Annotated in this window: 26 protein-coding genes; 10 read left to right on the top strand and 16 right to left on the bottom strand. The window is 73.1% G+C overall.

Annotated features, from left to right (window positions below):
* The first annotated feature begins 79 nt into the window (after nucleotides 1-79).
* Both ACZ5NW_RS05275 and ACZ5NW_RS05280 read left to right on the top strand, forming a co-directional pair.
* The gene (locus ACZ5NW_RS05275; RefSeq protein WP_468742360.1) at nucleotides 80-1,414 is read left to right on the top strand and encodes a DUF6777 domain-containing protein; all 1,335 of its coding nucleotides are present in this window, start codon (nucleotides 80-82) and stop codon (nucleotides 1,412-1,414) included.
* A gap of 103 nt (nucleotides 1,415-1,517) precedes the next feature.
* Complete coding sequence (locus ACZ5NW_RS05280; RefSeq protein ID WP_468742361.1) at nucleotides 1,518-1,973, top strand: ATP-binding protein; 456 nt, start codon at nucleotides 1,518-1,520, stop codon at nucleotides 1,971-1,973.
* Between the two features lie 3 nt (nucleotides 1,974-1,976).
* Here the strand turns inward: ACZ5NW_RS05280 and ACZ5NW_RS05285 are convergent, their stop codons facing one another.
* Complete coding sequence (locus ACZ5NW_RS05285; RefSeq protein ID WP_468742362.1) at nucleotides 1,977-2,804, bottom strand: RNA polymerase sigma factor SigF; 828 nt, start codon at nucleotides 2,802-2,804, stop codon at nucleotides 1,977-1,979.
* Nucleotides 2,805-2,957: 153 nt separating this feature from the next.
* On the opposite strand from ACZ5NW_RS05285, the gene ACZ5NW_RS05290 reads away from it, so the two are divergent.
* A complete protein-coding gene (locus ACZ5NW_RS05290; RefSeq protein WP_468742363.1) occupies nucleotides 2,958-3,344 on the top strand; it encodes a helix-turn-helix domain-containing protein in 387 nt (128 codons plus the stop codon).
* Nucleotides 3,345-3,359: 15 nt separating this feature from the next.
* On the opposite strand, the gene ACZ5NW_RS05295 is transcribed toward ACZ5NW_RS05290, so the two are convergent.
* On the bottom strand, nucleotides 3,360-3,962 hold the full coding sequence (locus ACZ5NW_RS05295) for a ClpP family protease (RefSeq protein ID WP_468742364.1): 603 nt from the start codon (nucleotides 3,960-3,962) through the stop codon (nucleotides 3,360-3,362).
* A 1-nt stretch (nucleotide 3,963) separates the two neighbouring features.
* Nucleotides 3,964-4,602 (bottom strand): ATP-dependent Clp protease proteolytic subunit, encoded by a 639-nt coding sequence (locus ACZ5NW_RS05300; RefSeq protein ID WP_468742365.1) that lies wholly within the window; start codon nucleotides 4,600-4,602, stop codon nucleotides 3,964-3,966.
* Between the two features lie 232 nt (nucleotides 4,603-4,834).
* On the opposite strand from ACZ5NW_RS05300, the gene ACZ5NW_RS05305 reads away from it, so the two are divergent.
* Nucleotides 4,835-5,317 (top strand): VOC family protein, encoded by a 483-nt coding sequence (locus ACZ5NW_RS05305; protein ID WP_468742366.1) that lies wholly within the window; start codon nucleotides 4,835-4,837, stop codon nucleotides 5,315-5,317.
* A gap of 52 nt (nucleotides 5,318-5,369) precedes the next feature.
* On the opposite strand, the gene ACZ5NW_RS05310 is transcribed toward ACZ5NW_RS05305, so the two are convergent.
* The 4 genes from ACZ5NW_RS05310 to ACZ5NW_RS05325 all read right to left on the bottom strand — a co-directional run bounded on the left by ACZ5NW_RS05310 (nucleotide 5,370) and on the right by ACZ5NW_RS05325 (nucleotide 10,120).
* Nucleotides 5,370-6,245, bottom strand: a complete 876-nt coding sequence (locus ACZ5NW_RS05310; protein WP_468742986.1) for a geranyl diphosphate 2-C-methyltransferase — start codon at nucleotides 6,243-6,245, stop codon at nucleotides 5,370-5,372.
* 75 nt (nucleotides 6,246-6,320) lie between these two features.
* Nucleotides 6,321-7,460 carry a family 2 encapsulin nanocompartment cargo protein terpene cyclase gene (locus tag ACZ5NW_RS05315; RefSeq protein ID WP_468742367.1) on the bottom strand — a complete coding sequence of 380 codons (1,140 nt, stop codon included), beginning with the start codon at nucleotides 7,458-7,460 and terminating at the stop codon, nucleotides 6,321-6,323.
* Between the two features lie 5 nt (nucleotides 7,461-7,465).
* Complete coding sequence (locus ACZ5NW_RS05320; protein ID WP_468742368.1) at nucleotides 7,466-8,908, bottom strand: family 2B encapsulin nanocompartment shell protein; 1,443 nt, start codon at nucleotides 8,906-8,908, stop codon at nucleotides 7,466-7,468.
* Between the two features lie 204 nt (nucleotides 8,909-9,112).
* A complete protein-coding gene (locus ACZ5NW_RS05325) occupies nucleotides 9,113-10,120 on the bottom strand; it encodes a zinc-binding alcohol dehydrogenase family protein (RefSeq protein WP_468742987.1) in 1,008 nt (335 codons plus the stop codon).
* Nucleotides 10,121-10,268: 148 nt separating this feature from the next.
* Between ACZ5NW_RS05325 and ACZ5NW_RS05330 the strand changes: the two genes are divergently transcribed.
* Both ACZ5NW_RS05330 and ACZ5NW_RS05335 read left to right on the top strand, forming a co-directional pair.
* Nucleotides 10,269-11,063, top strand: a complete 795-nt coding sequence (locus ACZ5NW_RS05330) for a VOC family protein (protein ID WP_468742369.1) — start codon at nucleotides 10,269-10,271, stop codon at nucleotides 11,061-11,063.
* Between the two features lie 23 nt (nucleotides 11,064-11,086).
* Nucleotides 11,087-11,800: a ribonuclease H family protein gene (locus ACZ5NW_RS05335; RefSeq protein ID WP_468742370.1), complete on the top strand. Its 714-nt coding sequence runs from the start codon at nucleotides 11,087-11,089 to the stop codon at nucleotides 11,798-11,800.
* A 19-nt stretch (nucleotides 11,801-11,819) separates the two neighbouring features.
* On the opposite strand, the gene melC2 is transcribed toward ACZ5NW_RS05335, so the two are convergent.
* Both melC2 and melC1 read right to left on the bottom strand, forming a co-directional pair.
* Nucleotides 11,820-12,644, bottom strand: a complete 825-nt coding sequence (melC2, locus tag ACZ5NW_RS05340) for a tyrosinase MelC2 (RefSeq protein ID WP_468742371.1) — start codon at nucleotides 12,642-12,644, stop codon at nucleotides 11,820-11,822.
* A 32-nt stretch (nucleotides 12,645-12,676) separates the two neighbouring features.
* Complete coding sequence (gene melC1 / locus ACZ5NW_RS05345) at nucleotides 12,677-13,072, bottom strand: apotyrosinase chaperone MelC1 (protein WP_468742372.1); 396 nt, start codon at nucleotides 13,070-13,072, stop codon at nucleotides 12,677-12,679.
* Between the two features lie 346 nt (nucleotides 13,073-13,418).
* On the opposite strand from melC1, the gene ACZ5NW_RS05350 reads away from it, so the two are divergent.
* On the top strand, nucleotides 13,419-14,630 hold the full coding sequence (locus ACZ5NW_RS05350) for an FAD-dependent monooxygenase (protein ID WP_468742373.1): 1,212 nt from the start codon (nucleotides 13,419-13,421) through the stop codon (nucleotides 14,628-14,630).
* 13 nt (nucleotides 14,631-14,643) lie between these two features.
* Here the strand turns inward: ACZ5NW_RS05350 and ACZ5NW_RS05355 are convergent, their stop codons facing one another.
* Complete coding sequence (locus ACZ5NW_RS05355; RefSeq protein ID WP_468742988.1) at nucleotides 14,644-16,332, bottom strand: cholesterol oxidase substrate-binding domain-containing protein; 1,689 nt, start codon at nucleotides 16,330-16,332, stop codon at nucleotides 14,644-14,646.
* Nucleotides 16,333-16,560: 228 nt separating this feature from the next.
* On the opposite strand from ACZ5NW_RS05355, the gene ACZ5NW_RS05360 reads away from it, so the two are divergent.
* Both ACZ5NW_RS05360 and ACZ5NW_RS05365 read left to right on the top strand, forming a co-directional pair.
* Nucleotides 16,561-17,544, top strand: a complete 984-nt coding sequence (locus ACZ5NW_RS05360; protein ID WP_468742374.1) for an aldo/keto reductase — start codon at nucleotides 16,561-16,563, stop codon at nucleotides 17,542-17,544.
* A gap of 155 nt (nucleotides 17,545-17,699) precedes the next feature.
* Complete coding sequence (locus ACZ5NW_RS05365) at nucleotides 17,700-18,134, top strand: DUF6328 family protein (protein WP_468742989.1); 435 nt, start codon at nucleotides 17,700-17,702, stop codon at nucleotides 18,132-18,134.
* Here ACZ5NW_RS05365 and ACZ5NW_RS05370 read toward each other — a convergent pair.
* A complete protein-coding gene (locus ACZ5NW_RS05370) occupies nucleotides 18,131-18,763 on the bottom strand; it encodes a DUF2238 domain-containing protein (RefSeq protein ID WP_468742375.1) in 633 nt (210 codons plus the stop codon). The genes ACZ5NW_RS05365 and ACZ5NW_RS05370 overlap by 4 nt on opposite strands.
* Nucleotides 18,764-18,866: 103 nt before the next feature.
* Nucleotides 18,867-19,913, bottom strand: coding sequence for a hypothetical protein (locus ACZ5NW_RS05375; RefSeq protein WP_468742376.1), 1,047 nt, complete (start codon nucleotides 19,911-19,913; stop codon nucleotides 18,867-18,869).
* Nucleotides 19,914-20,070: 157 nt separating this feature from the next.
* Here ACZ5NW_RS05375 and ACZ5NW_RS05380 point away from each other — a divergent pair, with 157 nt between their 5' ends.
* Nucleotides 20,071-21,507 carry a serine hydrolase domain-containing protein gene (locus tag ACZ5NW_RS05380; RefSeq protein WP_468742377.1) on the top strand — a complete coding sequence of 479 codons (1,437 nt, stop codon included), beginning with the start codon at nucleotides 20,071-20,073 and terminating at the stop codon, nucleotides 21,505-21,507.
* A gap of 39 nt (nucleotides 21,508-21,546) precedes the next feature.
* On the opposite strand, the gene ACZ5NW_RS05385 is transcribed toward ACZ5NW_RS05380, so the two are convergent.
* The 4 genes from ACZ5NW_RS05385 to ACZ5NW_RS05400 all read right to left on the bottom strand — a co-directional run bounded on the left by ACZ5NW_RS05385 (nucleotide 21,547) and on the right by ACZ5NW_RS05400 (nucleotide 26,540).
* Nucleotides 21,547-23,175 (bottom strand): serine/threonine protein kinase, encoded by a 1,629-nt coding sequence (locus tag ACZ5NW_RS05385; RefSeq protein ID WP_468742378.1) that lies wholly within the window; start codon nucleotides 23,173-23,175, stop codon nucleotides 21,547-21,549.
* Between the two features lie 203 nt (nucleotides 23,176-23,378).
* A complete protein-coding gene (locus tag ACZ5NW_RS05390) occupies nucleotides 23,379-24,338 on the bottom strand; it encodes a threonine/serine dehydratase (protein WP_468742379.1) in 960 nt (319 codons plus the stop codon).
* A gap of 94 nt (nucleotides 24,339-24,432) precedes the next feature.
* A complete protein-coding gene (locus tag ACZ5NW_RS05395) occupies nucleotides 24,433-25,470 on the bottom strand; it encodes a polyprenyl synthetase family protein (RefSeq protein WP_468742990.1) in 1,038 nt (345 codons plus the stop codon).
* A gap of 14 nt (nucleotides 25,471-25,484) precedes the next feature.
* Entirely contained in the window at nucleotides 25,485-26,540 is a 1,056-nt protein-coding gene (locus tag ACZ5NW_RS05400) for a tetratricopeptide repeat protein (RefSeq protein ID WP_468742380.1), read from the bottom strand.
* Nucleotides 26,541-26,554: the final 14 nt, after the last annotated feature.

Raw genomic sequence — 26,554 nt, forward strand, 5'->3', positions numbered from 1 at the left:
GGAGCACACAATGAGGCGTTGTGGAACAAAGCGGAGCAATTCAGTACAAAAATCCGCAGGCATCCCCACAGGAGTGCTCGTGAGCGCCGAACCGCCCACCACCGGCGGCCCCACCGGTCCGCCCTCCGGCCCGCTGTCGGGCCCCGGCCGGCCCCCCGCGGGGCCGCCCCCACCACCGACCGGAGGCTGGGACGGCAGCGGCCCACCCACCGGCGGCGGCCCACCCACCGGCGGTGGCGGAACGCCGCCCGGCGGTGGCATACCCCCGGGCGGCGGCACGCCCGAACCGCGCCCACCCTGGTGGAAGTCCGCACCCCGGGTGGCCCTGCTCACCGCGGCCGTCGTGGCCGCGGCGGCCATCGCCGTCGTCCTCACCCGCTCCGAGGGCGGGTCCAGCGGCAACCAGGCCGCAGGCGAGCTGTTCATGCAGCCCGCGGGCCAGGCCGGCCCGGACGCCTTCACCGAGGACACCTCGGTGGACAGCTCCCTCCCCCCGGCCTCCGCGAGCCAGACCGTCCCCGTCCCCGGCGAGTCGTCCTCGTCCTCGAACGCCCTCCGCGGCGTCTACGGCGGCTCGGCCGGCCTCTACGGCGGCAGCCGCAAGGTGTCGAGCTGCGACATCGAGAAGCAGATCAGATACCTCCAGGCGGCCCCCGACAAGAACGCCGCGTTCGCCTCCGTCGCCGGGATCGACCCCGCCGCCGTCCCCGCCTACCTGCGCGCACTGACCCCCGTACAACTGCGCTGGGACACCCGCGTCACCAACCACGGCTACCGCGACGGCTCCGCCACCAGCTTCCAGGCGGTCCTCCAGACCGGCACCGCCGTCCTCGTCGACGGCCACGGCCTGCCCCGCGTGCGCTGCGCCTGCGGCAACCCCCTGACCCCGCCGACCCAGCTCCAGGGCACCGTGAAGCACACCGGCCAGACCTGGCCGGGGTACCGCACGTCGAACGTGGTCGTGGTGGCTCCCTCGACGACGATCATCAACGTCTTCGTCCTCTACGACCCCGACGACGACCGCTGGTTCGGCCGCCACCGCGGCGACGACGGCGACAAGGACAAGCCGGCCAAGCCGCCCGCGAACATCGTCGCCCCGTCGGTGAGCGTCTCCCTGTCGACCTCGCCGAGCGGACCGACCGGCCCGTCGACGTCCGTCTCGCCGAGTTCCCCGTCCCCGCGGCCCTGCGTCTCGCCGCCCTCCGGCCCACCGACCGGCTCGCCCAGCCCCGCGGGCTCGCCCTGCCCGCCGGCCTCCTCGTCGAGCCCGCCGCCGTCCTCGCCGTCCTCGGCGTCCCCGAGCAGTCCGTCGCCCTCGCCGCCGAGCCCGTCGACACCGTCGCCCGAGCCGGACAGCTCGGCCGCCTCGCTGCCCGTGGAGCCCGGACCGGCCGACACCACGTCCACTCTCTGAGGACCCCCACGCCACGCCGCGCACCGGGAGTGCGCGGCGCGGTACGGGGTACGAGCACAGGTGCGACAGCGTCAGGCCGGCCCGGCCTCCGAGAGAGAAACGCATGATCGAACACCTGGACGGGGCAGTGGTGACCACTGGTTTCGACATTCCCGTGCAACCGCTGCGGCGGGCGGAGCACTACACCGGCGAACCCGGATGCATCGCCGAGGCGCGCGCGTTCGCCGCCCACTTCGTCGACCAGCTCCGCACCGAGTGGTGCGCCGGCATCGACGACCGAGCGTGCGAGGGGCTGATGCTGGTGGTCAGCGAACTCGTCACCAACGCCGACCGGCACAGCAACGGGCCCTACATCCTCGAACTCGAGGGCACCGACGCCGCCGTCACGGTGTCCGTCTACGACAGCAGCGACGCCCTGCCCCTGCGCTACCCCAGGGACCCCGAGCGGGTCGGCGGACACGGTCTGGAGATCGTGCACGCCCTCGCCGCCCGGGTCGGCGTCGAGCGCGTCCCCGTCGGCAAGCGGGTGACGGCCGTGGTGCCGCTCGGGGCGCCCTGAGGCTCAGGCCCTGGCCGGCACCTCCACCAGGCCCTCGCGCAACCGGGTGATGATCCGCTTGATGAGCCGGGACACATGCATCTGGGAGCACCCGAGCCGCTCCCCGATCTCCGCCTGGGTGGCCTCCTGCACGAACCGCAGATGGAGGATGTGCCGGTCGCGCTCGCTCAGCTCCGCCATGAGCGGGGCGAGCGACTGGAACTCCTCGACGAGCCGCAGCCCGTCCTCCTCCACGCCGAGGAAGTCCGCCAGCACCGTCTCGCCGCCGTCCGGGCCGTCCCCGGTGAGCGCGGCGTCCAGCGAGGCGCTCGTATAGCCGTTCGCCGCGACCTGCGCCTCGACCACCTCGGCCGGAGACAGGTCCAGCAGCGTCGCCAGCTCCGCCACGGTGGGCTCCCGGTCGAGCCGGCCGGCCAGCTCGTCGCGCGCCTTCGCCAGCTCCACCCGCAGCTCCTGCAGCCGCCGCGGCACATGCACCGCCCAGGTGGTGTCCCGGAAGAACCGCTTGATCTCCCCGACGATGTACGGCAGCGCGAACGACGTGAACTCCACCTCCCGGGACAGATCGAACCGGTCGATGGCCTTGATCAGCCCCACCACCCCCGTCTGGACGATGTCCTCCATGTCGTCCCCGCGCCCCCGGAACCGCCCGGCCGCGAACCGCACCAGCGAGAGGTTCATCTCGATCAGCGTGTTGCGCGCGTACTGGTGGGCGTGTGTGCCCTCCTCCAGCTCCGCGAGCCGCCGCAAGAACTGGCGGGTCAGCTCCCGGGCGTCGTGCGGGGCCACACCGCGCGGATCCTCGATTGCCGGCAGGGATACGGGGCTCATCCTGTCCTCTCCCACGATAGCCACGACCGGCGCCTACCCACCGTCGCCCGGCACATGCCCAACTCGACTGCCCCGTACGGTGATCCGCCGGAATTCACCGAGAGCGCAACGCCGGAGCCCTCCCGGCGCGGCCCCGGCTTCTAGGCTGGGGAGGTGACCAACGAAGCGCCGAACCAAGCCCGCGTCATCCCGCTGCGTCCGCCCGTTGCCGCGCCTGCCGCCGCACCCGCCGCCAAGGAGCCCCTGTGGCGGGACCTGGTCGGCGATGTCCTGCGCCGCGAACGTCTCGACCAGGAGCGCACGTTGAAGGACGTCGCCGACGCGGCCCGGATCTCCATGCCGTACCTGTCGGAGGTGGAACGGGGCCGCAAGGAAGCCTCGTCGGAGGTCCTCGCGGCCGCCGCCCGCGCCCTCGGCCTCGGTCTCGGCGACCTGCTCGCCCGGGCCCAGGACGAGCTGGTCCGGGTCACGAGCAGGCACGCGGTGGGTGCTCGCCGGGCGCCCGCGTCGTCGTACGACGGTCTCTGCCTGGCCGCCTGAGCGCGACCCGGCGCCTCACACCCCGGCGAGGCGCCGGGTCACCACCTCGTCCGCCAGGCCGTACGCCACCGCCTCCTGGGCGGTGAACACCTTGTCGCGGTCCATGTCGGCGCGCAGGGTCGCCACGTCGTGGTGGGTGTGCCGGGCCAGCACCTCCTCCACCTGGCCCCGGATCCGGACCATCTCCTTGGCCTGGAGGGAGAGGTCGGAGACCGTGCCCCGGCTGCCGCCGCTGGCGGGCTGGCCGAGCAGCACACGCGCGTGCTCCAGCACGAACCGGCGTCCCGGATCCCCGCCCGCCAGCAGGACGGCCGCCGTGGAGGCCGCCTGGCCGACGCAGAACGTCGAGATGGGCGCCTGCACGTACGTCATCGTGTCGTAGATCGCCATCAGCGAAGTGAACGATCCGCCGGGCGAGTTGATGTAGACCGCGATCTCCTGCTCGGGGGCCGCCGACTCCAGATGGAGCAGTTGCGCGATGACGACGTTGGCGACGCCGTCGTCGATCTCGGTGCCGAGGAAGATGATCCGCTCCGACAGCAGGCGGCTGAACACGTCGTAGGACCGCTCGCCCTGCGGGGTGCGCTCGACGACGTTCGGAATCGTGTAGGTCCCCATGTCACAGCCCCATCCGTCGCTTCGAGGCGGCCGGGCGGACATCGGCGAACGACGCGACGACGCGGTCCACCATGCCGTACTCCCGGGCCTCCTCGGCGGTGAACCAGCGGTCGCGGTCGCCGTCCCGGGAGATGGTCTCCGGGCTCTGCCCGGTGTGCTCGGCGGTGATCCGCTCGATGGTCCGCTTGGTGAAGTCCAGGTTCTCCGCCTGGATCTCGATGTCCGCGGTGGTGCCGCCGATACCGGCCGACGGCTGGTGCATCATGATGCGCGCGTTGGGCAGCGCGAACCGCTTGCCCGCGGTGCCGACGCTCAGCAGGAACTGGCCCATGCTGGCGGCGAAGCCCATCGCGAGCGTGGCGACGTCGTTCGGGATCAGCCGCATCGTGTCGTAGATGGCCAGCCCGGCGTGGACCGAGCCGCCCGGGCTGTTGATGAACAGGCCGATGTCGGTGCGCGGGTCCTCCGCCGACAGGATCAGCAGCTGGGCGCAGACCCGGTTGGCGGAGACCTCGTCGACCTGGGTGCCGAGCAACACGATGCGCTGGGCGAGGAGTTGGGCGGCCAGATGGTCGTCGAACCGGGTGGGCGGGGTGTCGCCCTCCTCGGCCCGGGGCAGCGGCGCGGTCAGCGGAGTCATCGGTCCTCCTCGTCGGGGCGGGACGGTCACGGCGGATGCCGTGGACTCCACTGTCGGCCCGGGGCGGGGCACCGACGGGTTTTCTCTGCCCGCGGCAGATTCGCCACGGGCAGAGCGGCCGGACGGATGAACACGGGTCCGGCCGATGAGTTCCGGGCGCCGGATCGGTCGATACAGATGAGCGAGTTCCCCACGCCGTACGCACGGCGTGTGCCACCCGAGGAGGCAGGACATGACCGCCGACGGATTCACCACGTGTCTCTGGTTCGACACCGAGGCCGAGGAAGCCGCCCACTACTACGTCTCGATCTTCAAGAACTCCAGCATCGGGAACGTCACCCACTACCTGGAGGGCTCCCCCCGCCCCGCCGGCACCGTGCTGACCGTCGACTTCACGGCCAACGGCCAGCGCTTCGTCGCGCTCAACGGCGGACCCGACTTCACGTTCAACGAGGCGATCTCCTTCCAGATCATGTGCGACGACCAGGAGGAGATCGACTACTACTGGACCAAGCTCACCGAGGGCGGCGGCGAGCCGGGCCCCTGCGGCTGGCTCAAGGACCGGTACGGCGTGTCCTGGCAGGTCGTCCCCAAGGCCCTCATGGACATGATCCAGAGCACGGACACCGAGAGGTCCACCCGCGCCATGAAGGCGATGCTCGCCATGGGCAAGCTCGACCTCGCCGCCCTGCGCGAGGCGTACGACGGGGAGTGACCGTGCGGCCGGCGGGCGGAGCGGGGTCGGCCGCACCGCCCGCCGGCCGGTCTCAGACGCGGTCGGCGGCGATCAGCAGATACTGGAAGCTGCCGTTGCGGTAGGCCGTGAGGAAGGTTTCCTCGATGCCGGTCACCAGATGCTCGGCCTGGCTGCGCAGCTCCCAGTACGGCACGGTGGCCGCCGTCAGGTCCTCCACGTGCACGGGTACGAGCCGGTTGCGGGCCATCGCCCGGAAGTACTCCGAGCGCGGATGGATGTCGCAGATGTAGTGGGCGTTGATGAGCGACACCTCGCGCGAGGCCCGCCCGTAGGTGTCGTTGTAGCAGCCGGTGATCACCACATATCGTCCGCCGCGGCGCAGCAGCCGGGCGTGCTCGGCGAACAGCAGGTCCAGCTCGACGTACATGGTGGACTCGTTGTTCCAGGACGCCGCGTAGGTGCCGGCCGGAAAGCCGGTGTCCAGCATGTTGCGGTGGTGGTAGCGGACCTTGTCGTCGATCTCCCGTTTGCGCGCCTGCTCGTTGGCGAACTCCGCCTGCTTGGCGGAGATCGTGACGCCGTCGGCGTGGCAGCCGTAGCGCAGATGCGCCACCACGCTGCCGCCGCCGCGTCCGCAGCCCGCGTCGAAGACCCGGTCGCCCGGGGTGAGCGGGCCGAGCCAGGAGGCGAGCAGCTCGGCCTGGGCGTGTTCCAGCCGGTGCAGTTCGGCGGTGATCCGCTCGCGGCGCAGCGCGGGGTCGGGTTCGTCGAGGACGGACGTGTCGGCCGCGCCGATGCCGTAGTGGTGGTGGTAGAGGTCGTCGATCTGGCCGAGTTCGAGGTTGACGGGGTTCTCCTCGGCGTTCCAGTAGTCCGCGACGCGGTTCTGGTACGTCGACTGGGTCGGCAGGAACGCGGCGGCGGTGCCGGCGTGGGGGGATGTGATCAACGGTGGCTCCCTCGTGAAGCTGCGTGTGACGTGTGACGGTGCGTCGGGCGGCGGCAGGCAGTGGGGTGCCGGCTACCAGTAGTCGGGCAGGTGATAGCGGTGGGTGTTGGTCGCGTGCCACTCGTGATTGCCGGCCACCCAGTCGGACAGGCTCTGCGCGTAGCGCGCCACGAGGGGTGAACCGGCGGCCAGCAGCGCCGACTCCTCCTCGAACGCCGCCATGATCTCGTTGTGGATCTCGACGGCCTTCAGATAGGCGGCCTTCAGCCCGCACCGCTCCTCGGCGGCGATGACCCGCGGCAGATTGAGATGGTCCGGATCGGCGAGCTCCTTGGTGAAGGAGTACAGGTCGTTGACGAGCGTGGTGGCGTTGCCCGCGAGCGCGGTGATGCGCTGGATCTCCGGCCGGGCGTAGACCGCCTCGGGCAGTTCGTAGCCGTCGACGGCGTCGACCACCGACAGACAGGGCCGGAAGTTGTTGAACTGCCGCATCACCAGGTACTCCCACACCCGGGGCGTGTGGCGGGTCTCGGCCCAGGCGGCCTCGGCGAGATAGCCGAGGTGCAGCCGGGCGATGTCGTGCACGAAGCGGTCCGTCTGGCTGGGCGTGGCGATGGCGGCGTAGTCCTTGAGCGCCTCGTGGTACGAGCGCAGCGGGCCGTCCGCGTCCATGCCGTGCCGCCAGCGCTCCTGGACGGCGGCGGGGCCGTGGTAGGGGTCGAGCGCGGACTGGGCGAGGATCAGCCGGCCGCCGAGGCCGCGGTGCGAGCCGCCCTTGTCCTCGTCCTCCTCGCAGTAGCAGTTGTCGACGATGTTCTCGGCGAGCAGCAGTTTGCCGGCCACGGTCAGGCGCTCCAGGTCGAGCGCGCCGGGATGCTGGAGCACGACGGCCCGCCCGAACGCGAACCCGGCGAAGTCCCCGTGCCAGGCGGGCGGGAACAGGTCGAGCTCGCGGGCCCAGTGCTCCAGCCTGCGGTCGACCTCCTGGACCTTCTCGGGGTCGGCGGGCGCGACGGGACGGTAGTGCAGGCCGGGGACGGCGCCGGTACGGCGGCCGCGAGCCCCGGGTCGCAGACCGGCGGGGAGGCCGGGCGGGCCGGGCAGCGAGAGCGGGGCGGGCGGTGACGGGGGGTCGGGGTCGGGCAGGGGGAGCGGGGAGAGCAGCGCGGCGAGTGACGGGGGCCCCGGCAGGGACGGTCCGGGTGTGCTCATCGGGGTCACTCGGCCGTCCGGCCGATCTGGACGTTCTCCAGGACGCCGACCGCGTCCGGGACGAGGATCGCCATCGAGTAGTACGCGGTGACCAGGTAGCGGATGATCGCGTTGCTCCCGATCCCCATGAACCGCACGTTCAGCCCCGGCTGGTACTCCTCGGGGATGCCCGTCTGGTACAGCCCGATCACCCCCTGGTCCGACTCGCCGGTGCGCAGGGCCAGGATGCTGCTGGTGTGCCCCCCACTGATCGGGATCTTGTTGCAGGGGAAGATCGGCACCCCTCGCCAGGCGGGGATCTCATGCCCCTCCACGGTCGCGGTGCCCGGCACCAGCCCCCGCCGGTTGCACTGCCGGAAGAAGGCCGCGATCGCCTTGGGATGCGCGAGGAACAGCCGGGTCTTGCGCCGCATCGACAGCAGCTCGTCCAGGTCGTCCGGGGTCGGCGGCCCGGTGAAGGTGCTCACCCGCTGCCCGTAGTCGGCGTTGTGCAGCAGCCCGAACTCACGGTTGTTGACCAGCTCCCACTCCTGCCGCTCGCGGATCTCCTCGATGGTGAGCCGCAGTTGCTGCTCGGTCTGGTTCATGGGGTGGTTGTAGAGGTCGGCGACCCGGGTGTGGACGCTCAGCACGGTCTGGGTGAGCGACAACTCGTACTCGCGGGGGGAGAGTTCGTAGTCGACGTAGCCGCCGGACAGGGTCGGCTCGCCCACGTGTCCGGCCTGCAGGGGCACATCCGCCTCGCCCTTGCGGTTCATCGGCCGCTGCTGCCGCTCGGCGTACGCCTGAAGATGCTCGCCCAGCGACGGCACCCGCCCCACCAGCTCCCGTACGACGTCCCAGGGCAGGACGAGCAGCACGCCGGCCGTCTCCGCCCGCACCGACGTCAGCCACAGCGGGTCGTCCTGGCCGATGGCCTCGTCGCCGAGCTGGTCGCCGCCGGAGACGACCCCGATGATCTCCTCCTCGCCGTAGGGCCCGGTGGTGAAGCGGGTGAAGCGCCCGTGGGCGACGAGATAGGCCTCGGTCACCGGCTGACCGGCCTCGAACAGCACCTGGCCCGCGCGCACCTCCCGCACGTGGAAGCGGGCGGCGATCTCCGAGAGGACCTCGGTGTCGTGGTAGCCGCGCAGCACGGGCAGCTCGGTGAGGGTCTCCGGGATGACCCGGATGTCGTCCGCGCCGTTCTGGTCGAACTGCACCCGGCCGCGGCCCACCCGGAGCTGGAGCCGGCGGTTGACGCGGTAGGTGCCGCCCCTGACGTCGACCCAGGGCAGCATCCGCAGCAGCCAGCGCGAGCTGATGGCCTGCATCTGGGGTTCGGACTTGGTGGTCGTGGTGAGCCGGCGCGCGGCCTGGGTGCTGAGGCTGGTGGGGGTGGCGTCTGCGGGGGAGTCGGGAGCGGGTTCGTCGATGGCGGGACCGGTGGCGCTGTCCGGTGTGGACACATTCCCTCCCCGGGAAGTGAACGGTGGCGTACCGCAAGGTCGTTGCGCGTGCACCAGCCAAACATCCGGAGTGACGGGCGGGTACGGCGTGAAAGGGGCGGGTTAGCTCCATCTGGGGGATAAACGCGCCGGTTGGGGCAAACGGCGCACCGTGAGCGGTGCTGTGTCCCGTAGCCGCCTCCGAGCGCCCGCCGAACACGCCCTCTACGACAGGTCGTCGACGAGGACCGCCGCCCCGTCGAACCGCCCCGCCTTCAGGTCCCGCAGGGCCCGCGCGGCCTCGGACAGCGGATAGGGACGCGTCGTCGCGCGCACCCCGTACCGGGCCGCCAGCGCCAGGAACTCCCGTGCGTCCGCACGGGTGTTGGAGGTGACGCTGCGCACCTCCTTCTCGTAGAAGAGGTCGCTCTCGTAGCGCAGTGGCGGGATGTCGCTGAGGTGGATCCCGGCGATGGACAGTACCCCTCCGCGGTCCAGGGCGCGCAGGGCCACCGGCACCAGATCGCCGACCGGCGCGAACAGGATCGCGCTGTCCAGCGGTTCCGGCGGCATCGCGTACGCGTCGCGCGCCGACGCCGCGCCCAGCTCCAGCGCGAGCCGCCGCGCGCCCGCGCCCCGGGTCAGGACGTGCACGGTGGCGCCCTGCGCGAGAGCCACCTGGGCGCAGAGGTGGGCGCTGCCGCCGAAGCCGTACAGGCCGAGCCGTCCGCCCGGCGGCAGTCCGGCGCGGCGCAGCGCGCGGTAGCCGATGATGCCCGCGCACAGCAGCGGCGCGAGCGCCACGTCGTCGACGCCCTCGGGCAGCGGATGCGCGAACGCGGCCGGCACGGTCGTGTACTGCGCGTATCCGCCGTCCGCGTCCCAGCCCGTGTAGCGGGAGCGAGGGCAGAGATTCTCGGCGCCGCGCGCACACCAGGTACAGCTTCCGCAGGTGCGGCGCAGCCACGCCACCCCCACCCGGTCGCCCGGCGCGAAGCCGGCCACCGCCGCGCCCCGCGCCACGACCTCCCCGACCACCTCGTGCCCGGGCGTCACCCCGCTCCGGCGCGGCGCGAGGTCACCCTCCGTGATGTGCAGGTCGGTGCGGCACACCCCGCAGGCGCGCACCCGCACCAGCAGCTCGTCGTCCCCGGGCACGGGCACCGGCCTGGTCACCAGCCGCAGCGGCTCGCCCTCCACCGGGCCGGGCGCCACCACCGACCACGCGCGCATCGTCCCGTCCGTCATACCGCCCCCGTCCTGTCCGCGGTGACCCTCCCACCCCAGTCTGTAACGGATGGCGGCGCCCGGCGCGCGGGCCGCACCCGGGGTGACTAGCGTGAGGAAGCGGACAATCCCCGTGAGCGGAAGGGCCGCCGTCATGGCCGTGCAAGCTGAAGGAACCCCCTGTTGGGCCGACGCGATGTTCACCGACCTCGAAGGAGCCAAGAGCTTCTACGGCGAGGTCCTCGGCTGGACGTTCGGCGAGGCGTCGTCGGAGTACGGCAACTACACGCAGGCCTACGCGGACGGCAAGGCGGTGGCCGCCGTCGTACCGCCGATGCCGGGCCAGGAGGGGCAGTCGCAGTGGTGCGTGTACTTCGCCTCGCCGGACGCCGCCGCCACCGCCGCCAAGATCCGCGCGAGCGGCGGCGAGGTGCTGATGGAGCCCATGCAGGTCGGCGAGTTCGGCACGATGTGTCTGGCCCGTGAGCCCAGCGGTGCCGTGTTCGGGGTGTGGCAGGCGGGCACCCACGAGGGCTTCGAGGCGCAGGCCGTGCCGGGCGCGTACGGCTGGGCCGAGGTCTACACCCGCGAGCCGGAGAAGGCGGACCGCTTCTTCGCCTCCGTCTTCCCCTACACCGCGCGGCAGATGCAGGACGACGCGGTCGACTACCGCATGTTCAACGTCGGTGACGCCACGGTCCTCGGCCGGATGAAGATGACCGACGACTTCCCGCCCGAGGTGCCGCCGCACATCAACGTGTACTTCGTCGTCGGGGACTGCGACGACGCCCTCGCCAAGGCGACCAAGCTGGGTGGCACCGTGCGCTTCGGCCCGATGGACAGTCCCTTCGGCCGCTTCGCCACGGTGAGCGACCCGCAGGGCGCGGTCTTCTCGGTGATCGACATCGCGAGGACCGAGGGCGAGATTCCGAAGACCGAGGCGGTCTGAGCCTGCCCGAGGCGGTCCATGGCATGATCGAGCACATGCGTGAACGTGTTGTGGCCGCGTGCGACGGGGCTTCGAAGGGGAACCCCGGACCGGCGGGCTGGGCCTGGGTGATCGGCGACGACTCCGAGACCCCGGACCGCTGGGAGTCGGGGCCGCTCGGCCGGACCACCAACAACGTGGCCGAACTGACCGCGCTGGAGCGCCTGCTGGAGGCCGTCGACCCGGTCGTGCCGCTGGAGGTCCGGATGGACTCCCAGTACGCGATGAAGGCCGTCACCACCTGGCTGCCCGGCTGGAAGCGCAACGGCTGGAAGACGGCCGCGGGCAAGCCGGTCGCCAACCAGGAGCTGGTCGTCCGCATCGACGAGCTCCTGGACGGCCGCTCCGTGGAGTTCCGGTACGTCCCCGCCCACCAGGTCGACGGGGACCGGCTCAACGACTTCGCCGACCGCGCCGCGAGCCAGGCGGCGAGCGTCCAGCAGGCCGCGGGCAGCGCCCTCGGCTCCCCGGAGCCGCCGCCCTCCCCGGACACCCCGAAGTCGGCGGCGCCGCGGCGCCGCACCGCGGGAGCCACGGCGTCTCGGCAGCGCGGCGGGTCCGGCGGCTCGGCGCGGACGATCAAGGCCAAGTTCCCGGGCCGCTGCGTGTGCGGACGCCCCTACGCGGCCGGTGAGCAGATCGCCAAGAACGACCAGGGCTGGGGCCACCCCGAGTGCCGCACGGCGGCCGCCGGCTGACCGGCCGGCGCGACACGGCTCAGTCGGTGTCGAACGTGTAGTGCGGCTTGTGGTCGATCAGGTCCGCCGGGGTCGTGTCGTGCCAGGGCTTCATCGTCTCGCGCAGATCGACGACGTCCGGCGTCCCGGCAGTCGGCAGATAGGCCGCGCCCGGGTGCCGGCGCTGCCACTCGGACCACAGCTTGTCGACATAGGCGTGGTGCAGCCAGAACACCGGGTCGTTGGGGGAGACCCCGGTGGCCATCTGGCCGCCGACCCACACATGCACCCTGTTGTGCAGGTTCACGCCCCGCCAGCCCTCCAGGTGGTTGCGGAAGCCGTCCGAGGCGCTGTTCCAGGGCGCCATGTCGTACGTCCCCATCGCGAGCACGGAGTCGACCTCGGCCCGTGTCGGCAGCTCGCGCACGCCCGTGCCCAGCGCCCGCCGCAGATACGTACGGCCGTCGACGCGCACGTTGATCGTCCAGTTGCCGGTGGACTCGGCGAACGGTCCGTCCATCACCTTGCCGTCGCGGCTGCGCCCGGTGCCGCCGAGGAAGTCCGGCGCCCACAGCGAGGAGCGGGCCGAGCGGTCGGCGGACCAGTCCCAGTACGGCAGCGCCACCGAGGCGTCGACGGACTGCAGGGCCCGCTCGAACTCCAGCAGGAATCTGCGGTGCCAGGGCAGGAACGACGGTGAACGGTGGCCCGTGCGCTCGCCGTTGTCGGTGTCGGCCATGATGAAGCCGTTGTGCGTGGTGACGAACGCGTCGTAGCGGCCGCTGCGCTTCAGCTCCAGGACGGCGTTCACGAATCGGCGCTTCTCGTCGCTGGTCAGGGACGCCTGGTTCTTGCGGACGGTCATGTGCGGATGCTCCAAGTGGGCGTGCGGGGCGGTCAGTTGGCGGGGAAGGGCAGCAGGCGCGCGCCCTGCAGCTCGTCGACCGCGGCGCGTGCGGCGGCCCGCGGGGTGGGCACCGGGTCGTAGTGGCTGACGACGCTGATCCAGGTGCCGTCGGCGTTGCGCATCACATGCAGCTCCACGCCGTCGATCGACACGCGGTAGCCGCCGCCGTGGCCGTGGTGGCCGCCCCCGCCGCCGTGGTGGCCGCCCCCGGTGTCCGGGCCGCCCTGTATCCGGCGGCCCTTGTAGACCTCGTCGAAGGACGCGGGCTCGTCGTGCGGGTGTTCGGCGGCCGAGGCGGCGGGGGCGGCGAGCGTTCCGGCGACACCAGCGGTCGCGGTGAGGGCGGCCGCCGCGGTGAGCGCGCGACGACGGCTGAGTTCCGGCATACGGGACCTCCGTGAGGGAGTGTTCGAACGCGAGTGGATGTTCGAACGACGACTCCGCATGCCTATCGGCCCGGTGCACAGCGGGGGAAATCTGCCGGAAACGGTTGGCTGTGATCCGGACAAGTGCCCAGATGTCGTGGAATCTTGAACAAGGGTGATCTTGTCGCACCGACCGCGCGCTCAGGGCGGAACGGGAAGATCCTTCCGCCGGAAGCGCTGTCTTCGGTGATCTTTCGCCGGGGTCCGCGATCTTCGTGGCGCGGGTCACGTGCCAAAGCTGACGCGAAGGTACTGCTACCCTGCGTCGTCACATGGCCACATTTCGTAACTCCCAGGGGTGAAGCGCGTGAAGGTCGCCTGCGTCGGCGGCGGGCCCGCCGGCCTGTATCTCTCGATCCTGCTCAAGCTGCAGGACCCGTCCCACGACATCACCGTCCACGAGCGCGACCCCGAGGGCTCGACGTACGGCTGGGGTGTCACCTACTGGCGCGAACTGCTCGACCGGCTCCACCACTACGACCCCGTGTCCGCCCGCCTCATCGACGAGAGCTCCGTCCGCTGGACCGCGGGCGTCGCCCATGTGCGCGACCGCGTCACCCGGCAGCCCGGCGACGAGGGGCACGGCATCGGCCGCCACCGACTGCTGGAGATCCTCGCCGACCGCGCCCGCTCCCTCGGCGTCCGCCTGGAGTTCGAGCACGAGGTCACGCCGGACGACCTCCCCGACGCCGACCTCGTCGTCGCGGGCGACGGGGTCCACAGCGCCCTGCGCGGCCGGCACGCCGACCACTTCGGCGCCGACCTCACGCCCGGCCGCAACCACTACCTCTGGCTCGGCACCACCCAGGTCTTCGACTCCTTCACCTTCGCCTTCGTCGAGACCGAGCACGGCTGGATCTGGTGCTACGGCTACCCCTTCAGCCCCGAGCGCAGCACCTGCGTCATCGAGTGCGCCCCGGAGACCCTCACCGGCCTCGGCCTCGACCGGGGGAGCGAGGCCGACGCACTCGCCCACCTGGAGAAGCTCTTCGCGCACATCCTCGACGGCCACCCCCTCATCGGCCGCGCCACCACCGCCGGCGCCGTCCGGTGGCCGACCTTCCGCACCCTCACCAACCGCACCTGGCACCACGACCGCCTCGTCCTGCTGGGCGACGCCGCCCACACCACCCACTACTCCATCGGCGCCGGCACCACGCTCGCCCTGGAGGACGCGATGGCCCTCGCCGACGCTCTGCGCACCCACGCCGAACTGCCGGCGGCCCTCGCCGAGTACGAGCGCGTCCGCAAGGCCGAGCTGCTGTCCGCCCAGAGCGCGGCCCGCTACAGCGCCCAGTGGTACGAGAACCTCACCCGCTACATCCACCTCCCGCCGGAGCGGATGTTCGCCCTCCTCGGCCAGCGCCACTCGCCCCTGCTGCCCTACGTCCCGCCGCAGCTGTACTACCGCCTCGACCGCGCCGCCGGCCGCCTCGACGCCCTGCGCCGCCTCAAGCGCTGGCTCGGCCCGAGGCTCGCCCGGACCGCCCACGCCCGGACGCTCGCCTCCCGCGACTGACCGCCCCGCGGATCTACGGCAGCAGCCGGTCCAGCAGCGGGGAGGTGAACACCCGCCGCGGATCGAGCCGTTCGAGCACGGCCGCCGCCTCGTCCCAGGCGGCGCCGTACGACGCCGGTACGGCCGTCCCCAGCACCGCCGCGTCGCTCCACGCGGCCCGCTCGGTGTACCCCCAGCCCTTGGACCACTCCGCCCGGGCCAGCGCGTACCCCGACCCGTCGTACGCCGTCAGCAGCCACTGCTCCAGCTCCCGGTAGAACGCCTCCGCGTCCGGCGTGCCGGGCAGCGTGAGCACGTCCAGCCACACCGCCGTGTCCCACTCGGGGCGACCGGGAACCGGCCGCAGTGCCGACAGCGACGGCGGCCGCGCGCCCGGAAGTCCCGCGTCCCCGGGGTCGTCGAGGCCGGTGACCCGGATCTCCACCGACCCGTTCACCGGGAAGCGGCCCTCCGCCGCGTACGCGTGCAGCCGCTCGCGGTAGAAGTCGGCGAACTCCGCGACCACGCGCTGCACTTGGGACCGGCTCGTCAGCACGGCGTACCCGTTGGCGTGCACCCGCAGCGTCGTCGGCCGCACATACAGCAGCGTGTTCTTCGACGGCCCCCACAGGTCCGACGACAGCGTCGCCGCCAGCCCCAGCGTCGCCGCCTCCAGCTGCGCGGCCCCCAGCACCGGCGCCAGGGACCAGGCCCCGTCCGCGACGATCCGCCCGACCAGATCCGCCACCGGCGTCGGCACGTTGTCGGAGAACGGGTAGTTGTACGGTGACGACACCCGGCGCGAGGTGAGCGGCTTCGTCGGCGCCACGCTCCACACCTTCAGCCAGGGCTGCTCGGTGAACGCGAACCAGATCGCCTCCACCCGTCCCGAGGACTCCAGGAAGCCCGCCAGCGTCCGTCCCGCCGACCCCGGCGCCGCGAACAGCTCCGCGGCCGGGATGTCCGTACGGCTGACGCAGCGCAGCGAGCTGTTCGCGCCCACCCGCAGCACCACCTCGGTCACCAGCGACCGACCGAGGTGCGTGAGCAGCGCGGCGCAGTCCGCCTCGTCGCGCGTGAACGTCCGGGCCGCGTAGGCGCCTTGGGCCTCGTCCCACACGATCGCCGTCAGCGACAGCACGAGATTGCTGAGCGAGCCGTACGTGTGCCCCGCCGGCCGCTCCTCGCCGCGCGCCGGTACGGCGGTGCCGTGCGCGTCGATCGCCAGGGCGCCGCCCAGCGTGAGGTCGCCGGGTGCGGGGGCGGCCGTCACTCCCAGCCCGTGCTCCTCCAGGAAGGTGAGCAGCGCCTCCAGGGTGACGCCGGTACCCGCGCGCACGGCGGAGGGCGAGTCCAGGGACAGGCCCGTGAGGTGGGTGGCGGTGTCGACGAGGAGGACGCGCGCGTCGGGCGCCGTACCGGCCGCGAGCGTGAGGGGGGACCAGCCGTGCGAGGCGCCCCGGGCGCGGACCGTCCAGCCGCCGCGCCAGGCCCAGTTGACGACGTCGGCGGCCTGTCCGGCGCCGTCCGGGGCGTAGGCCCACAGGCCGGTGGCGGTGATCTCGCCGTCCCAGTTGCGGTAGCCGGTGCGGTACAGGGCGACGCCCGTGGGGAAGCCGGGCAGCTCCTCGGCGGCCCGCACGGGGTCGGCCGCGAGCAGCACGGGGCCGGCGGCGGCCAGCGCGGCGGCGGAGCGCAGGAAGCCGCGGCGGCTGAAGGGCACGGTGTTCTGCGGACTTTGCGGACTCTGCGGGTTCTCGGGGCTCTCCTGGCGATCGGTCACGCGGTCACGCTAGGTACGGGACGGACACACATCACCGGCGCTGCACCGCCGTTCACTCCTACGGGTGACGGATTCACAGGAAGCGGTCGGCAAGTGGTAAGCGCTGACCACGCACCGCCCGGGCCGGCGGACCCGGCGCCGCCCCGCCGCAGATGACAGACTGGCCCCATGGAAGAACGCGCATTCGACAGGTCGGGTCAGCACGCGTCGGTCGTCGGCCTCGGCACCTGGCAGCTCGGCGCCGACTGGGGCGACGTCGACGACAAGGAGGCCCTCGCGGTCCTGGAGACGGCCGCCGAGTCGGGGGTGACGTTCTTCGACACCGCCGACGTCTACGGGGACGGCCGCAGCGAGCAGACCATCGCCACGTTCCTGCGCGGCCGGCCCGATCTGCATGTCCTGGTCGCGACGAAGATGGGCCGCCGCGTCGAGCAGATCCCCGAGAACTACGTCCTGGACAACTTCCGCGCCTGGAACGACCGCTCCCGCCGCAACCTCGGCGTCGACCGGCTCGACCTGGTGCAGCTGCACTGCCCGCCCACCCCCGTCTACTCCAGCGACGAGGTCTTCGACGCCCTCGACACCCTCGTCGAGGAGGAGCGCGTCGCCGCCTACGGCGTCAGCGTGGAGACCTGCGCCGAGGCCCTCACCGCGATCCGGCGGCCGGGCGTGGCGAGCGTGCAGATCATCCTCAACCCGTTCCGCATGAAGCCGCTGTACGAGGTCCTCCCCGCCGCCCGCGAGGCCGGCGTCGGCATCATCGCGCGCGTGCCGCTCGCCTCCGGCCTGCTGTCCGGCAAGTACACCAAGGACACCGTCTTCCCGGCGAACGACCACCGCACCTACAACCGGCACGGCGAGTCCTTCGACCAGGGCGAGACCTTCTCCGGCGTGGACTACGACACCGGTGTCGAGGCCGCCGTCGAGTTCGCCGCCCTCGCCCCCGAGGGATACACCCCGGCCCAGCTCGCGCTGCGCTGGATCGTCCAGCAGCCCGGCGTGACCACCGTGATCCCCGGCGCCCGCTCGCCCGAGCAGGCCCGCGCCAACGCGGCCGCCGCCAAGCTGCCCGAGCTGTCCGACGCGACGCTCACCGCGATCCGGGACCTGTACGAGCGGCGGATCGCGGACCAGGTCGAGGGACGCTGGTAGAGCGACCGGGCGACTCCGGGTGGACGGTCGCCGCCAGCGGGGTACTCGCGCACCAGTGGGGCAGACGCGCGTACCGAGGAGGAAAGGTGGCCGTCACCGGCAAGGAAGCCGAACGCACAGGGCGTGACGAGACCCAGGAGGAGCGGGCCGACCGGATGTGGGGCGAGCTCATCCAGGAGGTCCGGGTGGCCCAGACCGGCGTGCAGATCCTCTTCGGTTTCCTGCTCACCGTCGTGTTCACCCCGCGCTACGCCCACCTGGCGCAGACCGACCGCACGATCTACATCGTGACCGTGGTCCTGGGCGCCTGCGCCACGGGCGCCCTGATCGGCCCGGTCTCCCTGCACCGGCTGGTCTCCGGCCGCCGGATCAAGCCGCAGGCGGTGCGGTGGGCGAGCCGCCTGACCTTCGTCGGCCTGGTCCTGCTGCTGGCGACCATGACCGCCGCGCTGCTGCTGATCCTGCGCGTGGCCACCCACAACGCCTTCGTCCCCTGGCTGGTCGCGGCGGTCGTCCTCTGGTACGCCCTGTGCTGGTTCGCCCTCCCCCTGTGGACCCGCACCCACCACACGTCGCGCTCGGACGACTAGGCCTCCAGCCGCTGCAGCTGTCGGTCGTGGGCGCGGCTGAGCAGGAGGAGTGAGGTGATCGCGCCGATCAGGGCGCAGAACATGTCCCACTGGGTGTCCCACACATCGCCCTGGGTGGCGAGGAAGGCGTCCGCGGCCTGTCCGCCGATCACCGCGGCCGCCCACTCGAACATCTCGAAGAGCGCGCTGAACGCCAGGCAGGCGCACACCGTCAGCGGCGCCAGCCACCGGCTGCCGCGCAGCGGCGAGGTGCGGCTGAGCAGCTCGCGGACCAGGATCGCGGGCACGAAGCCCTGCATGAGGTGGCCGAACCGGTCGTAGGGGTTGCGGGCCAGGCCGAAGGTGTCGCGCACCCAGTCGCCGAGCGGCACACGCGCGTACGTGTAGTGCCCGCCGAGGGCGAGCACCAGCGCGTGGAAGGCGAGCAGCGCGCACAGCAGCCCGGTCAGCGGGAAGCGCCGCCACGCCAGGACCACCACCGGCAGCCCGACGAGCGCCCACACCGTCTCCAGGAGCCAGGTGGTGGGGTCGTAGGCGTTCCAGGCGGACAGGGCCAGGCCCGCGACGACCAGGCCCGCACACAGAGCGGGCAGGGTGCGGCGCGGGGCGGCCGGAAGCGCGAGGGACATCGGAGGGCTCCTTGAGGACTCCTGAACGGTGAGCCCTCATCGTCGCCGGGTGTCCGCCGCGCCGGCATGAGTACGCCTACTCAGCGACCGCCCCGGCGTCTACTCAGCCCGCCGCCCCGGCGTCCCCGCGCGCCCCGCGCAGCGCCGTCAGACAGCTGCCGATCGCCTGCTGGAGCTCCTCCAGGCGCTGCACCATGTCGTCCTCGTAGAAGTCCTGCGCGTCGTCGAACGTCAGTTCCTCGAACGCCCTCGTCGCCTTCTGCAGGCTGCTGTAGAACTTGGTGCGCCGCTCCTGGACACGCAGCTCCGGGTCGGCCTCCACGGCCTCCACGACGAGGCCCTTCAGCGTGTCGTACGCCTCGCTCGCCCACTCGCCGGCGTCCTCGTGCTCGTCCAGCTCGTCGATCAGCGACAGATGCCGCTCGGCCTCCTGACGCAGTTCTGCGGGCGCCTCGACGGTCTGCCCGGCGGGCGTCCTGATCTGCCCGGACTCGGCGATCTGGCGGACGTACCCGATGCGGTCGTGGGAGCGGCTCTCGGTGGCCACCGCCTTCTTCAGGTCGTCGGTGCGCACCACGTCCCGGGCCAGCTCGGCCTGGAGCTCCGGGTCCTCCTTGACGCGGTCCAGCAGGGCGGCGCGGGCCGCCCGCGCGGTGGACGGGTCGGCGAGGATCGCGGCGCGCAGCGCGGTCGGGTTCTCCGCGACCTCCAGCGCCTTCGTCGGCCGGATCCCCTCCGCCTCGGCGGCCTCGGCGATGGCGACGCCGCGGTCGGACGTGGCGCTGTTGCGGGAGACGTAGTAGCTCAGCCACACGTCGGCGTCCGGCAGTTCCACCTCCTGGCCCGGGGCCAGCGCCTCGAAGTGCGGCACGAGACCGTCGTCGGCGGCCCGGTCCCACGCCTTGTAGTAGCGCATCACGCGCTCCGGCGAGCAGCCCGCCAGCTCGGCGAATTCCCTCGCCGACACCTTCGGCGTCCCCTCCGCGCCCTGTCCGCCCGGCCGGACACTGCGCGCCACCATCAGGCCGAAGGTCCAGCCCCCGGTGCGCGCGTAGACTCCGAACTCCCGCGCGTCACGCGCCACGAGGTCGGACAGCGGCGCGGGGCCGTCCTCGGCGGGCGTCTGGGGCAGGTCGATCGCCAGGGTCACGGATGCTCTCCTCGGAAGGCTGCGGGGCGTACGAAGGGGCGTACGGGGGTACCGACCGGCAGCCTATATGCACCCGTTGGCCACCATTCGGGAACGGCGAGCCGTGCCGCAAACGGGCCGATCCCCCTCTCGAAAACCGATGCGCACGCGCGCGAGGATGGCGGACATGACGCTGCCCCTGAGCACCCCCGCCGCCGAGGGCGTCGACGCCAGCGGCGTGCTCGCCTTCCTGGACGCCGTGGAAGCGGCCTCCGACATCGAGCCGCACAGCCTGATGATCCTCAGACAGGGCCGGCTCGTCGCCTCCGGCTGGTGGGTGCCGTACACCCCGGACCGCCGAGGGCTCGTGTACTCGGTGAGCAAGGCCTTCACGGCCACCGCCGCCGGTATCGCCGTCGACGAGGGGCTCATCCGCCTCGACGACCCGGTGCTGTCGTACTTCCCGGAGCTCGACGCCGAGATCACCGATCCGCGCAGCCGTGCCCTGCTGGTGCGGCACGTGGCGTCGATGTCCACCGGCCATGAGGCCGAGACCATCGACCGGGCCCGCGCCCGCGGCGCCGGCGACCTCCTGCGCGGCCTCCTGCTGGTGCCGCCGGAGCGCGACCCGGGCACCGTGTTCGCCTACAACCAGCCCGCCACGTTCGCGCTCGCGGCGATCGTCCAGCGCGTCACCGGCCTGCGGCTCACCGCCTATCTGCGACCCCGGCTGCTGGACCCGCTGGGCATCGGGGGCGTGGCCTGGCTGAGCGACCGCTCCGGTCGTGAGCTGGGCTTCAGCGGACTGCACACCACCACCGACGCGCTGGCCCGGCTCGGCCGGCTCTATCTGAACGACGGTGTGTGGGACGGCCGGCGGCTGCTGTCGCGCGCGTGGGTCGCCGAGGCCACGCGCGCGCAGATCTCGACGGGCGGCACCCTCACGGAGGCCGAGCGGCAGGACTGGGACCGCGGCTACGGCTTCCAGTTCTGGATGTCGCGGCACGGCTACCGGGCCGACGGGCTCTACGGCCAGTTCGCGCTCGTGCTGCCCGCGCAGGACGCCGTGGTCGCGCTGACCGCCGCCACCGGGGACATGCAGGCCCTGCTGAACCTCGTATGGGAGCATCTGCTGCCCGCGTTCCGCCCCTCGCCCGTCACCGGGCGCGAGGGCGCCGAGGCGGTCCTCGCCGAGCGGCTGGCGCGGCTCGCGCTGCCGCCCGCCGGCGGCAAGTCCGCGCCGCCGGAGCGCGCCGGGGCCTGGTCGGGTGCGGCCTTCACCCCGTACGGCGGTGTCTGTGCCGGCCAGCCCGGGCTCACCCGCGCCACGGTCAGGCAGGGCTCGGACGGCTGGGCGCTGACCCTGGTCGAGGGGGGACACCCGCTGGAGCTCGGGCTCGGCGCGGGCGGCTGGACGGTCACGGAGGAACCCGTGCCGGTGGCGGTCAGCGGCGGCTGGACGGACGGCGACGGCCTCGCCGTGGACGTCCTGTTCCTGGAGACCCCGCACCGTCTGCGGGTGACCTGTTCGCTGGCCGACCGCACGTTCACCGCCCGCTGGGACACCGTCCCGCTGCACGGCGGTCCGCTGCGCCGGATGCGCGCGCCGGACTGAGGGCCGGGCCCGGGCCGCGCCGGGGCGTTCAGGCCCTGGCTAGGCCGTGCCCGGGTGGAAGGTCTTCAGGAAGGTGTCCAGGGCCTGCCGGTTGGCGGGCTCGTCCCAGTCCGCGGCGGGTGTCGTCCAGCGCAAGGAGAAGCCGCGGGAGCCGCCCAGCAGGAAACCGCGCCCGAACGTCCGCAGCGACGTGCCGTCCTCGTCGACGAGCCACTCCATGTCGGCCGCCGGGTGCCCCTGGTACGTGGTCGCGCGGATCGCGCCGATCCGCGCGAACCCGTCGTCCTGCCGCAGCCGGGGCTGGACGTCGTCGCGCCAGACGGCGACCGGGTCCGGGCCCAGCGCCGCGCTGTATGTCACCGCGAGCGTGCGCGGGTCGCCGTGCGCGCCGAAGGTCACCCGGTAGGCGAGGTCCGACTGGCGCGAGGTGGTCAGCCGCCGCCAGCCGTCGGGCAGGGCGATGGAGAACCCCTCGGGGGCGCGGTAGACGTGGAAGCCCCGCGGGAGGCCGTTGCCGGTCGCCGTGGCCGAGGGGGCCGGGGTCGTGCTCGCGGGCCGGGCGGGCGTCGGGTCCGGTGGGGCGGTGGTGGCCGGGGCGGTGCCGGGGCCGCTCTCCGGAGCCGTGGCCGTCGCGGAGGCGGACGCGGGCGCGGAGGGGAGGGTCTGGGCGCTGCCGGTCGGCTCGTCGTCCGTGCCGGGCAGCAGATGGGTCACGGCGAGCGTGGCGACGGCCACGGTGACCACGGCCAGCGCGGTTCCGGCGGCCATGGTCCGCCCGCTCCACCGCGGCCCGACCCACCGCGCCGCCACGTACCCCCGCCGCGGCCCGTGCGCCGCCGTCGCGTCCGGGTCCTCGTCCACGACCCGGGCCAGCGCCTCGCGCAGCACCGAACGGGTCGGCCGCTCCCGGGAGTCCTTGCGCAGCAGACCCTGCACGGTCGGGGCGAGGGGACCCGCGCGCAGGGGCGTGCGCAACGGCAGCCGGTCGACGGCCCTGAGCGTCGCCTCCGGCCGGTCCCGGTCCCGGAACGCCGGCCGGCCCTCCACCATCGTGTACAGCAGGGCGCCCAGCGCCCACAGGTCGGCGGCGGGCCCGATCCGCTCGTCCCGGGCCTGTTCGGGGGAGGCGTACGACGGCGCGGCCACGCGAGGGACGAGGGTCGCGCCCGCCAGCCCGAACCCGGTGAGCACGACCGGTCCGCGCTCGCGCACGAACACCTGACCGGGGCTCAACTCGCCATGGGTGATGCCCTCGCCGTGCGCGGCCTCCAGGACGTCCAGCAGCTCCAGCCCGATCCTGGCCGCCCGCGTCGGGTGGAACACCCCCTTCTGGCCGAGGAGTTGACCGAGCGGCCGGCCGTCGATCCACTCCGTCACGGTCCACAGCGCGCCGTCCTGCGCCACCGCGTCCAGCACGGCGGCGATCCGGCCGGGGCACAGCCGGGCCATCGTCTGCGACATCCGCAGCACCCGGTCGGCGGCCCGGAGCATGTCCTCCTCGCCGGTGTCCTCCGGAAGCCCGACGCGGGTCACCAGACAAGGGCGCGACTCGTCGGCGTCCTCCCCGTACCAACTGACGCGGTTCGTCTCCCGGTGGACGACGTCCAGAAGCCGGTATCTCCCGGCCACCCACTCGGGCGTGGAGACATGCGTCTTGACCATGGTCATCCCTCGCTGAACCCCCGGAGCTCTCCTTTCCCAGTGGTACGACCGATACGACGGCGGGCGTTCAAAGGAACCGCATATCCAGGAGGATTCCTGTCCTTCATTCAAATTCGGCGAGCAGATGTGCGAACGAAATGCGGCAAGGTGGCCGAACGGGAAATGAAATCGGCGGAGCTCTCCGTGCTGAAGAACCTGAAGAGACCGGCTCAGTGGAGTCCGAAACGCTGCGCCCATTCCGCGACGTCCGTCGTGGTCGCGTTGCCGCCGCACACCACCAGCCCCAGGCGGGCGCCCTCGCCGACCCGTTCCAGGACCCGGCGGGCCGCCGGCAGCAGACAGCCCGCGGCCGGCTCGGTCCACAGTTTCGCGTGCTCGGCCAGCTCCAGACAGCCCCGCACCGCCTCCCGGTCGGGCACCACGAGCACCTCGTCGACCAGCGCGACGACATGGTCGTAGGTCAGCCGCGAGACCGTCGGCGCGCTGAGCGTGGAGACGATCGACGTCAACGCGACCGGCACCGGCCCGCCCGCCGCCAGCGCCTCGGACATCGCCTGCGCGCCCTCCGTCTCCACCCCCCAGATCCGCAGCCCCGGTCGGCGGGCGCGCAGCGCCGTGGCCACGCCGGCGATCAGTCCGCCACCGCCGATGCTCACCAGGACGTCGGTCAGCTCGCCGGCGTCCGCGGCGAACTCCAGACCGACCGTCCCCTGCCCGGCGACGACCACCGGATCGTCGAACGGGTGGACCAGCGTGAGACCCTCGTCCCGCAACCGGCCCACCGTGTCGAACGCCTCGTCCATGGTGTCGGTCACCCGCACCGCCGCCCCCGCGGCCCCGGCGGTCTCGATCGCCCGTGCGGGCGCCGAGCGCGGCATGACGACCGTGGCCTTCACATCGAGGGCGCCGGCCATGTGCGCGACGGCGATACCGTGATTGCCGCCGCTGACCGCGACGACGCCCGCGGCCCGCTCGGCGTCGCTCAGCGACAGCAGTTTCGCCGTCGCGCCGCGCGCCTTGAACGAGCCGGTGCGCTGGAGCAGTTCGAGCTTCGCCGTCACCGGGGCGCCGAGCAGCGCGGTGAGGCCCGGGCTCGCGACGGTGGGGGTGTGCACGACATGGCCGGCGATGCGCACGGCCGCGGCTTCGATGTCGGAGATGCCGATCACGACGATCCATCCTTCCGGGGCGGGCGGTGATCCGCGCCGTCGCGCACCTCGACTCCCTGGCGGGGTACGGGTCGACCCGGCTCGGCCGCGCAGATCATCGTAGGCGGCGCACGGCGAATCCCGCGAGGTCCGCGAGGGCGCGCAGCGGCTCCGGCCGCAGCGGCAGGTCCGCCAGCGCGGTCCGCGCGGCGGCCAGCTGCCGGTGCGCCTCCGCGCGGGCCGCCGCGCGTCCCCCGGCCCGGTCGACGAGCGCGGCCGCCTCGGCGGGATCGCCGCCCTCCTCCAGCAGCGCGGCCAGACGGCGGGCGGCGGGGACGGGCGCCGCCAGGGCGGCCAGGACGGGGAACGTCTTCTTGCGCTCCCGCAGATCGCCGTGGACGGGCTTGCCGGTGACGGCCGGATCGCCCCAGATCCCGAGGAGGTCGTCGGCCACCTGGAAGGCGACTCCGAGGTGCCGGCCGGCCAGGTCCAGCGCGGCGGCCGTCGCCGGGGGAGCACCGCCGAGCACGGCGCCCAGCGCGGCCGCGCAGCCCAGCAGGGCGCCCGTCTTGCCCTCGGCCATCGACCGGTACTCCTCCGGCCGCACCCGGTCCGGGCCCGCCCAGGGGCGGCCGGCGAACAGCAGGTCGTCGGCCTGTCCGCGCACCAGGTCGGTGAGGGCGGCGGACAGCAGTCCGACCGCCGGTCCGCCGGGGCCGGGCTGTCCGGCGAGGGTGCCGACCGCCAGCGCGAACAGGGCGTCGCCCGCCAGGACCGCCGGTCCTGTGCCGTACGCCGCCCACACGGCCGGACGTCCGCGGCGGGTGCGGTCGCCGTCCATGATGTCGTCGTGCAGCAGCGAGAAGACGTGCACCAGCTCCACGGCGACGGCCCCCGCGACCCCGGCCCGCGCGGGAGCCCCCACGGCCTCGGCGCCGAGCACCGCGAGCGCCTGCCGCATCCCCTTGCCCCCGAGCCCGGGGCGAGCGGCGGGCACGCCTCCGATGTCGCACCAGCCGAACGCGTACGACGCCATCTCCCGCACCCACGGATGCAGTTCGCCGACCGCCGCCTCCAGCGCGGGTCGGACCAACACCCGGCAGCGGTCCAGTACTTGGGGGGCGGATTCGGGCAGCGCGGGCGCGGAGGGCATCGAGCCGAGCGCGGTCACCGGCCGGCCTCGGCCGGGGCCGACGTGTCGAGCAGGCCGAGTTCCTCCTGGGCCCGGGTCACCATCTCCCGGGCGTGACGCAGTCCGATGCGCTCCAACGTCCGCGCCAGATCGGCCAGTTCCTCCGCCGTGTCGGCGCGGTCGTGACCGAGGCGGGCGCGGGACTTGGCGAGGCCGAGGCGGGCCAGGGCCTCGCCGCGCGGTTCGCGCATCGCGCGGAACTCCGCGAGGGCCTGCGCGTAGCACTCCCGTGCCTCGCGGTAACGCCCGGCGCGGTACAGGACGTTGCCGCGCATCTTGTGGTTGTAGGCCAGCGCGCTGGACAGCTTCATCGCGCGGCACGTCGACTCCGCCTCGGACAGCAGCCCGAGCGCCCGCTCCACGTCCCCGTCCCGCACCGACACGATATCGGCGAGGCCGCGCAGCGCCCAGGCGTGGCCCCGCCGGTCGTCGGCGCGGGCCGCTATCTCGGCGGCCTCCTCGAACAGGCCGTACGCCGTGTCGTACGCACCGGAGTTGCGGTGCATCTGCGCGATGCCCTCCAGCGCCCACACCGTGTGCCGGGCCTCGCCCCGCCGGCGGGCCTCGGCCAGCAGTTGCTCGTGCAGCCGGCCCACGGCCTCGTAGTCGCCCTGGATGCGACCGGTCTCCGCGAGCCCGGCCAGCGAGTAGCCCCGTACGACGATGTCGCCGCCGCGCTCCCCGAGGTCGGCCGCGAGGCCCAGCAGCCGCCGGGCCAGCGGGAAGGCGCCGCGCTGGCGGGCCAGGGTGCCACCGCTCCACAGGGCCCAGGCCATCGCCGCCGTGTCCCCGGCCTCCCGGGCCGCGCGATAACTCGCCTTCCACGCCCGGTCCGCGTCGCCGATCTGCCCGAGCCGGCGATGCGCCTCCGCGACCGCGAGTCCGGAACGCGCCGCCTCCTCGGGCCGCCCCGCCCGCTCGGCGGCCTTCAACTCCCGGGTTCCGGCGGCCAGTACGTCGGTCAGCGAGGAGTTCACGGACAGGGTGGTGAGGGCGCCCTGGTACTCCGGGGCGAATGCCTTGCCGTACATGAGTCCCTTTCTCT

The sequence above is a fragment of the Streptomyces sp. NPDC032126 genome (assembly GCF_055580085.1).

What these genes read in the sequence shown, in the direction of transcription:
- ACZ5NW_RS05280 (WP_468742361.1), top strand. Translation starts at nt 1,518, where the DNA reads ATGATCGAACACCTGGACGGGGCAGTGGTGACCACTGGTTTCGACATT.
- ACZ5NW_RS05285 (WP_468742362.1), bottom strand. Translation starts at nt 2,804, where the DNA reads ATGAGCCCCGTATCCCTGCCGGCAATCGAGGATCCGCGCGGTGTGGCC.
- ACZ5NW_RS05295 (WP_468742364.1), bottom strand. Translation starts at nt 3,962, where the DNA reads ATGGGGACCTACACGATTCCGAACGTCGTCGAGCGCACCCCGCAGGGC.
- ACZ5NW_RS05300 (WP_468742365.1), bottom strand. Translation starts at nt 4,602, where the DNA reads ATGACTCCGCTGACCGCGCCGCTGCCCCGGGCCGAGGAGGGCGACACC.
- ACZ5NW_RS05305 (WP_468742366.1), top strand. Translation starts at nt 4,835, where the DNA reads ATGACCGCCGACGGATTCACCACGTGTCTCTGGTTCGACACCGAGGCC.
- ACZ5NW_RS05315 (WP_468742367.1), bottom strand. Translation starts at nt 7,460, where the DNA reads ATGAGCACACCCGGACCGTCCCTGCCGGGGCCCCCGTCACTCGCCGCG.
- ACZ5NW_RS05325 (WP_468742987.1), bottom strand. Translation starts at nt 10,120, where the DNA reads ATGCGCGCGTGGTCGGTGGTGGCGCCCGGCCCGGTGGAGGGCGAGCCG.
- ACZ5NW_RS05330 (WP_468742369.1), top strand. Translation starts at nt 10,269, where the DNA reads ATGGCCGTGCAAGCTGAAGGAACCCCCTGTTGGGCCGACGCGATGTTC.
- ACZ5NW_RS05335 (WP_468742370.1), top strand. Translation starts at nt 11,087, where the DNA reads ATGATCGAGCACATGCGTGAACGTGTTGTGGCCGCGTGCGACGGGGCT.
- melC2 (WP_468742371.1), bottom strand. Translation starts at nt 12,644, where the DNA reads ATGACCGTCCGCAAGAACCAGGCGTCCCTGACCAGCGACGAGAAGCGC.
- melC1 (WP_468742372.1), bottom strand. Translation starts at nt 13,072, where the DNA reads ATGCCGGAACTCAGCCGTCGTCGCGCGCTCACCGCGGCGGCCGCCCTC.
- ACZ5NW_RS05360 (WP_468742374.1), top strand. Translation starts at nt 16,561, where the DNA reads ATGGAAGAACGCGCATTCGACAGGTCGGGTCAGCACGCGTCGGTCGTC.
- ACZ5NW_RS05365 (WP_468742989.1), top strand. Translation starts at nt 17,700, where the DNA reads ATGTGGGGCGAGCTCATCCAGGAGGTCCGGGTGGCCCAGACCGGCGTG.
- ACZ5NW_RS05370 (WP_468742375.1), bottom strand. Translation starts at nt 18,763, where the DNA reads ATGTCCCTCGCGCTTCCGGCCGCCCCGCGCCGCACCCTGCCCGCTCTG.
- ACZ5NW_RS05380 (WP_468742377.1), top strand. Translation starts at nt 20,071, where the DNA reads ATGGCGGACATGACGCTGCCCCTGAGCACCCCCGCCGCCGAGGGCGTC.
- ACZ5NW_RS05385 (WP_468742378.1), bottom strand. Translation starts at nt 23,175, where the DNA reads ATGACCATGGTCAAGACGCATGTCTCCACGCCCGAGTGGGTGGCCGGG.
- ACZ5NW_RS05395 (WP_468742990.1), bottom strand. Translation starts at nt 25,470, where the DNA reads ATGCCCTCCGCGCCCGCGCTGCCCGAATCCGCCCCCCAAGTACTGGAC.
- ACZ5NW_RS05400 (WP_468742380.1), bottom strand. Translation starts at nt 26,540, where the DNA reads ATGTACGGCAAGGCATTCGCCCCGGAGTACCAGGGCGCCCTCACCACC.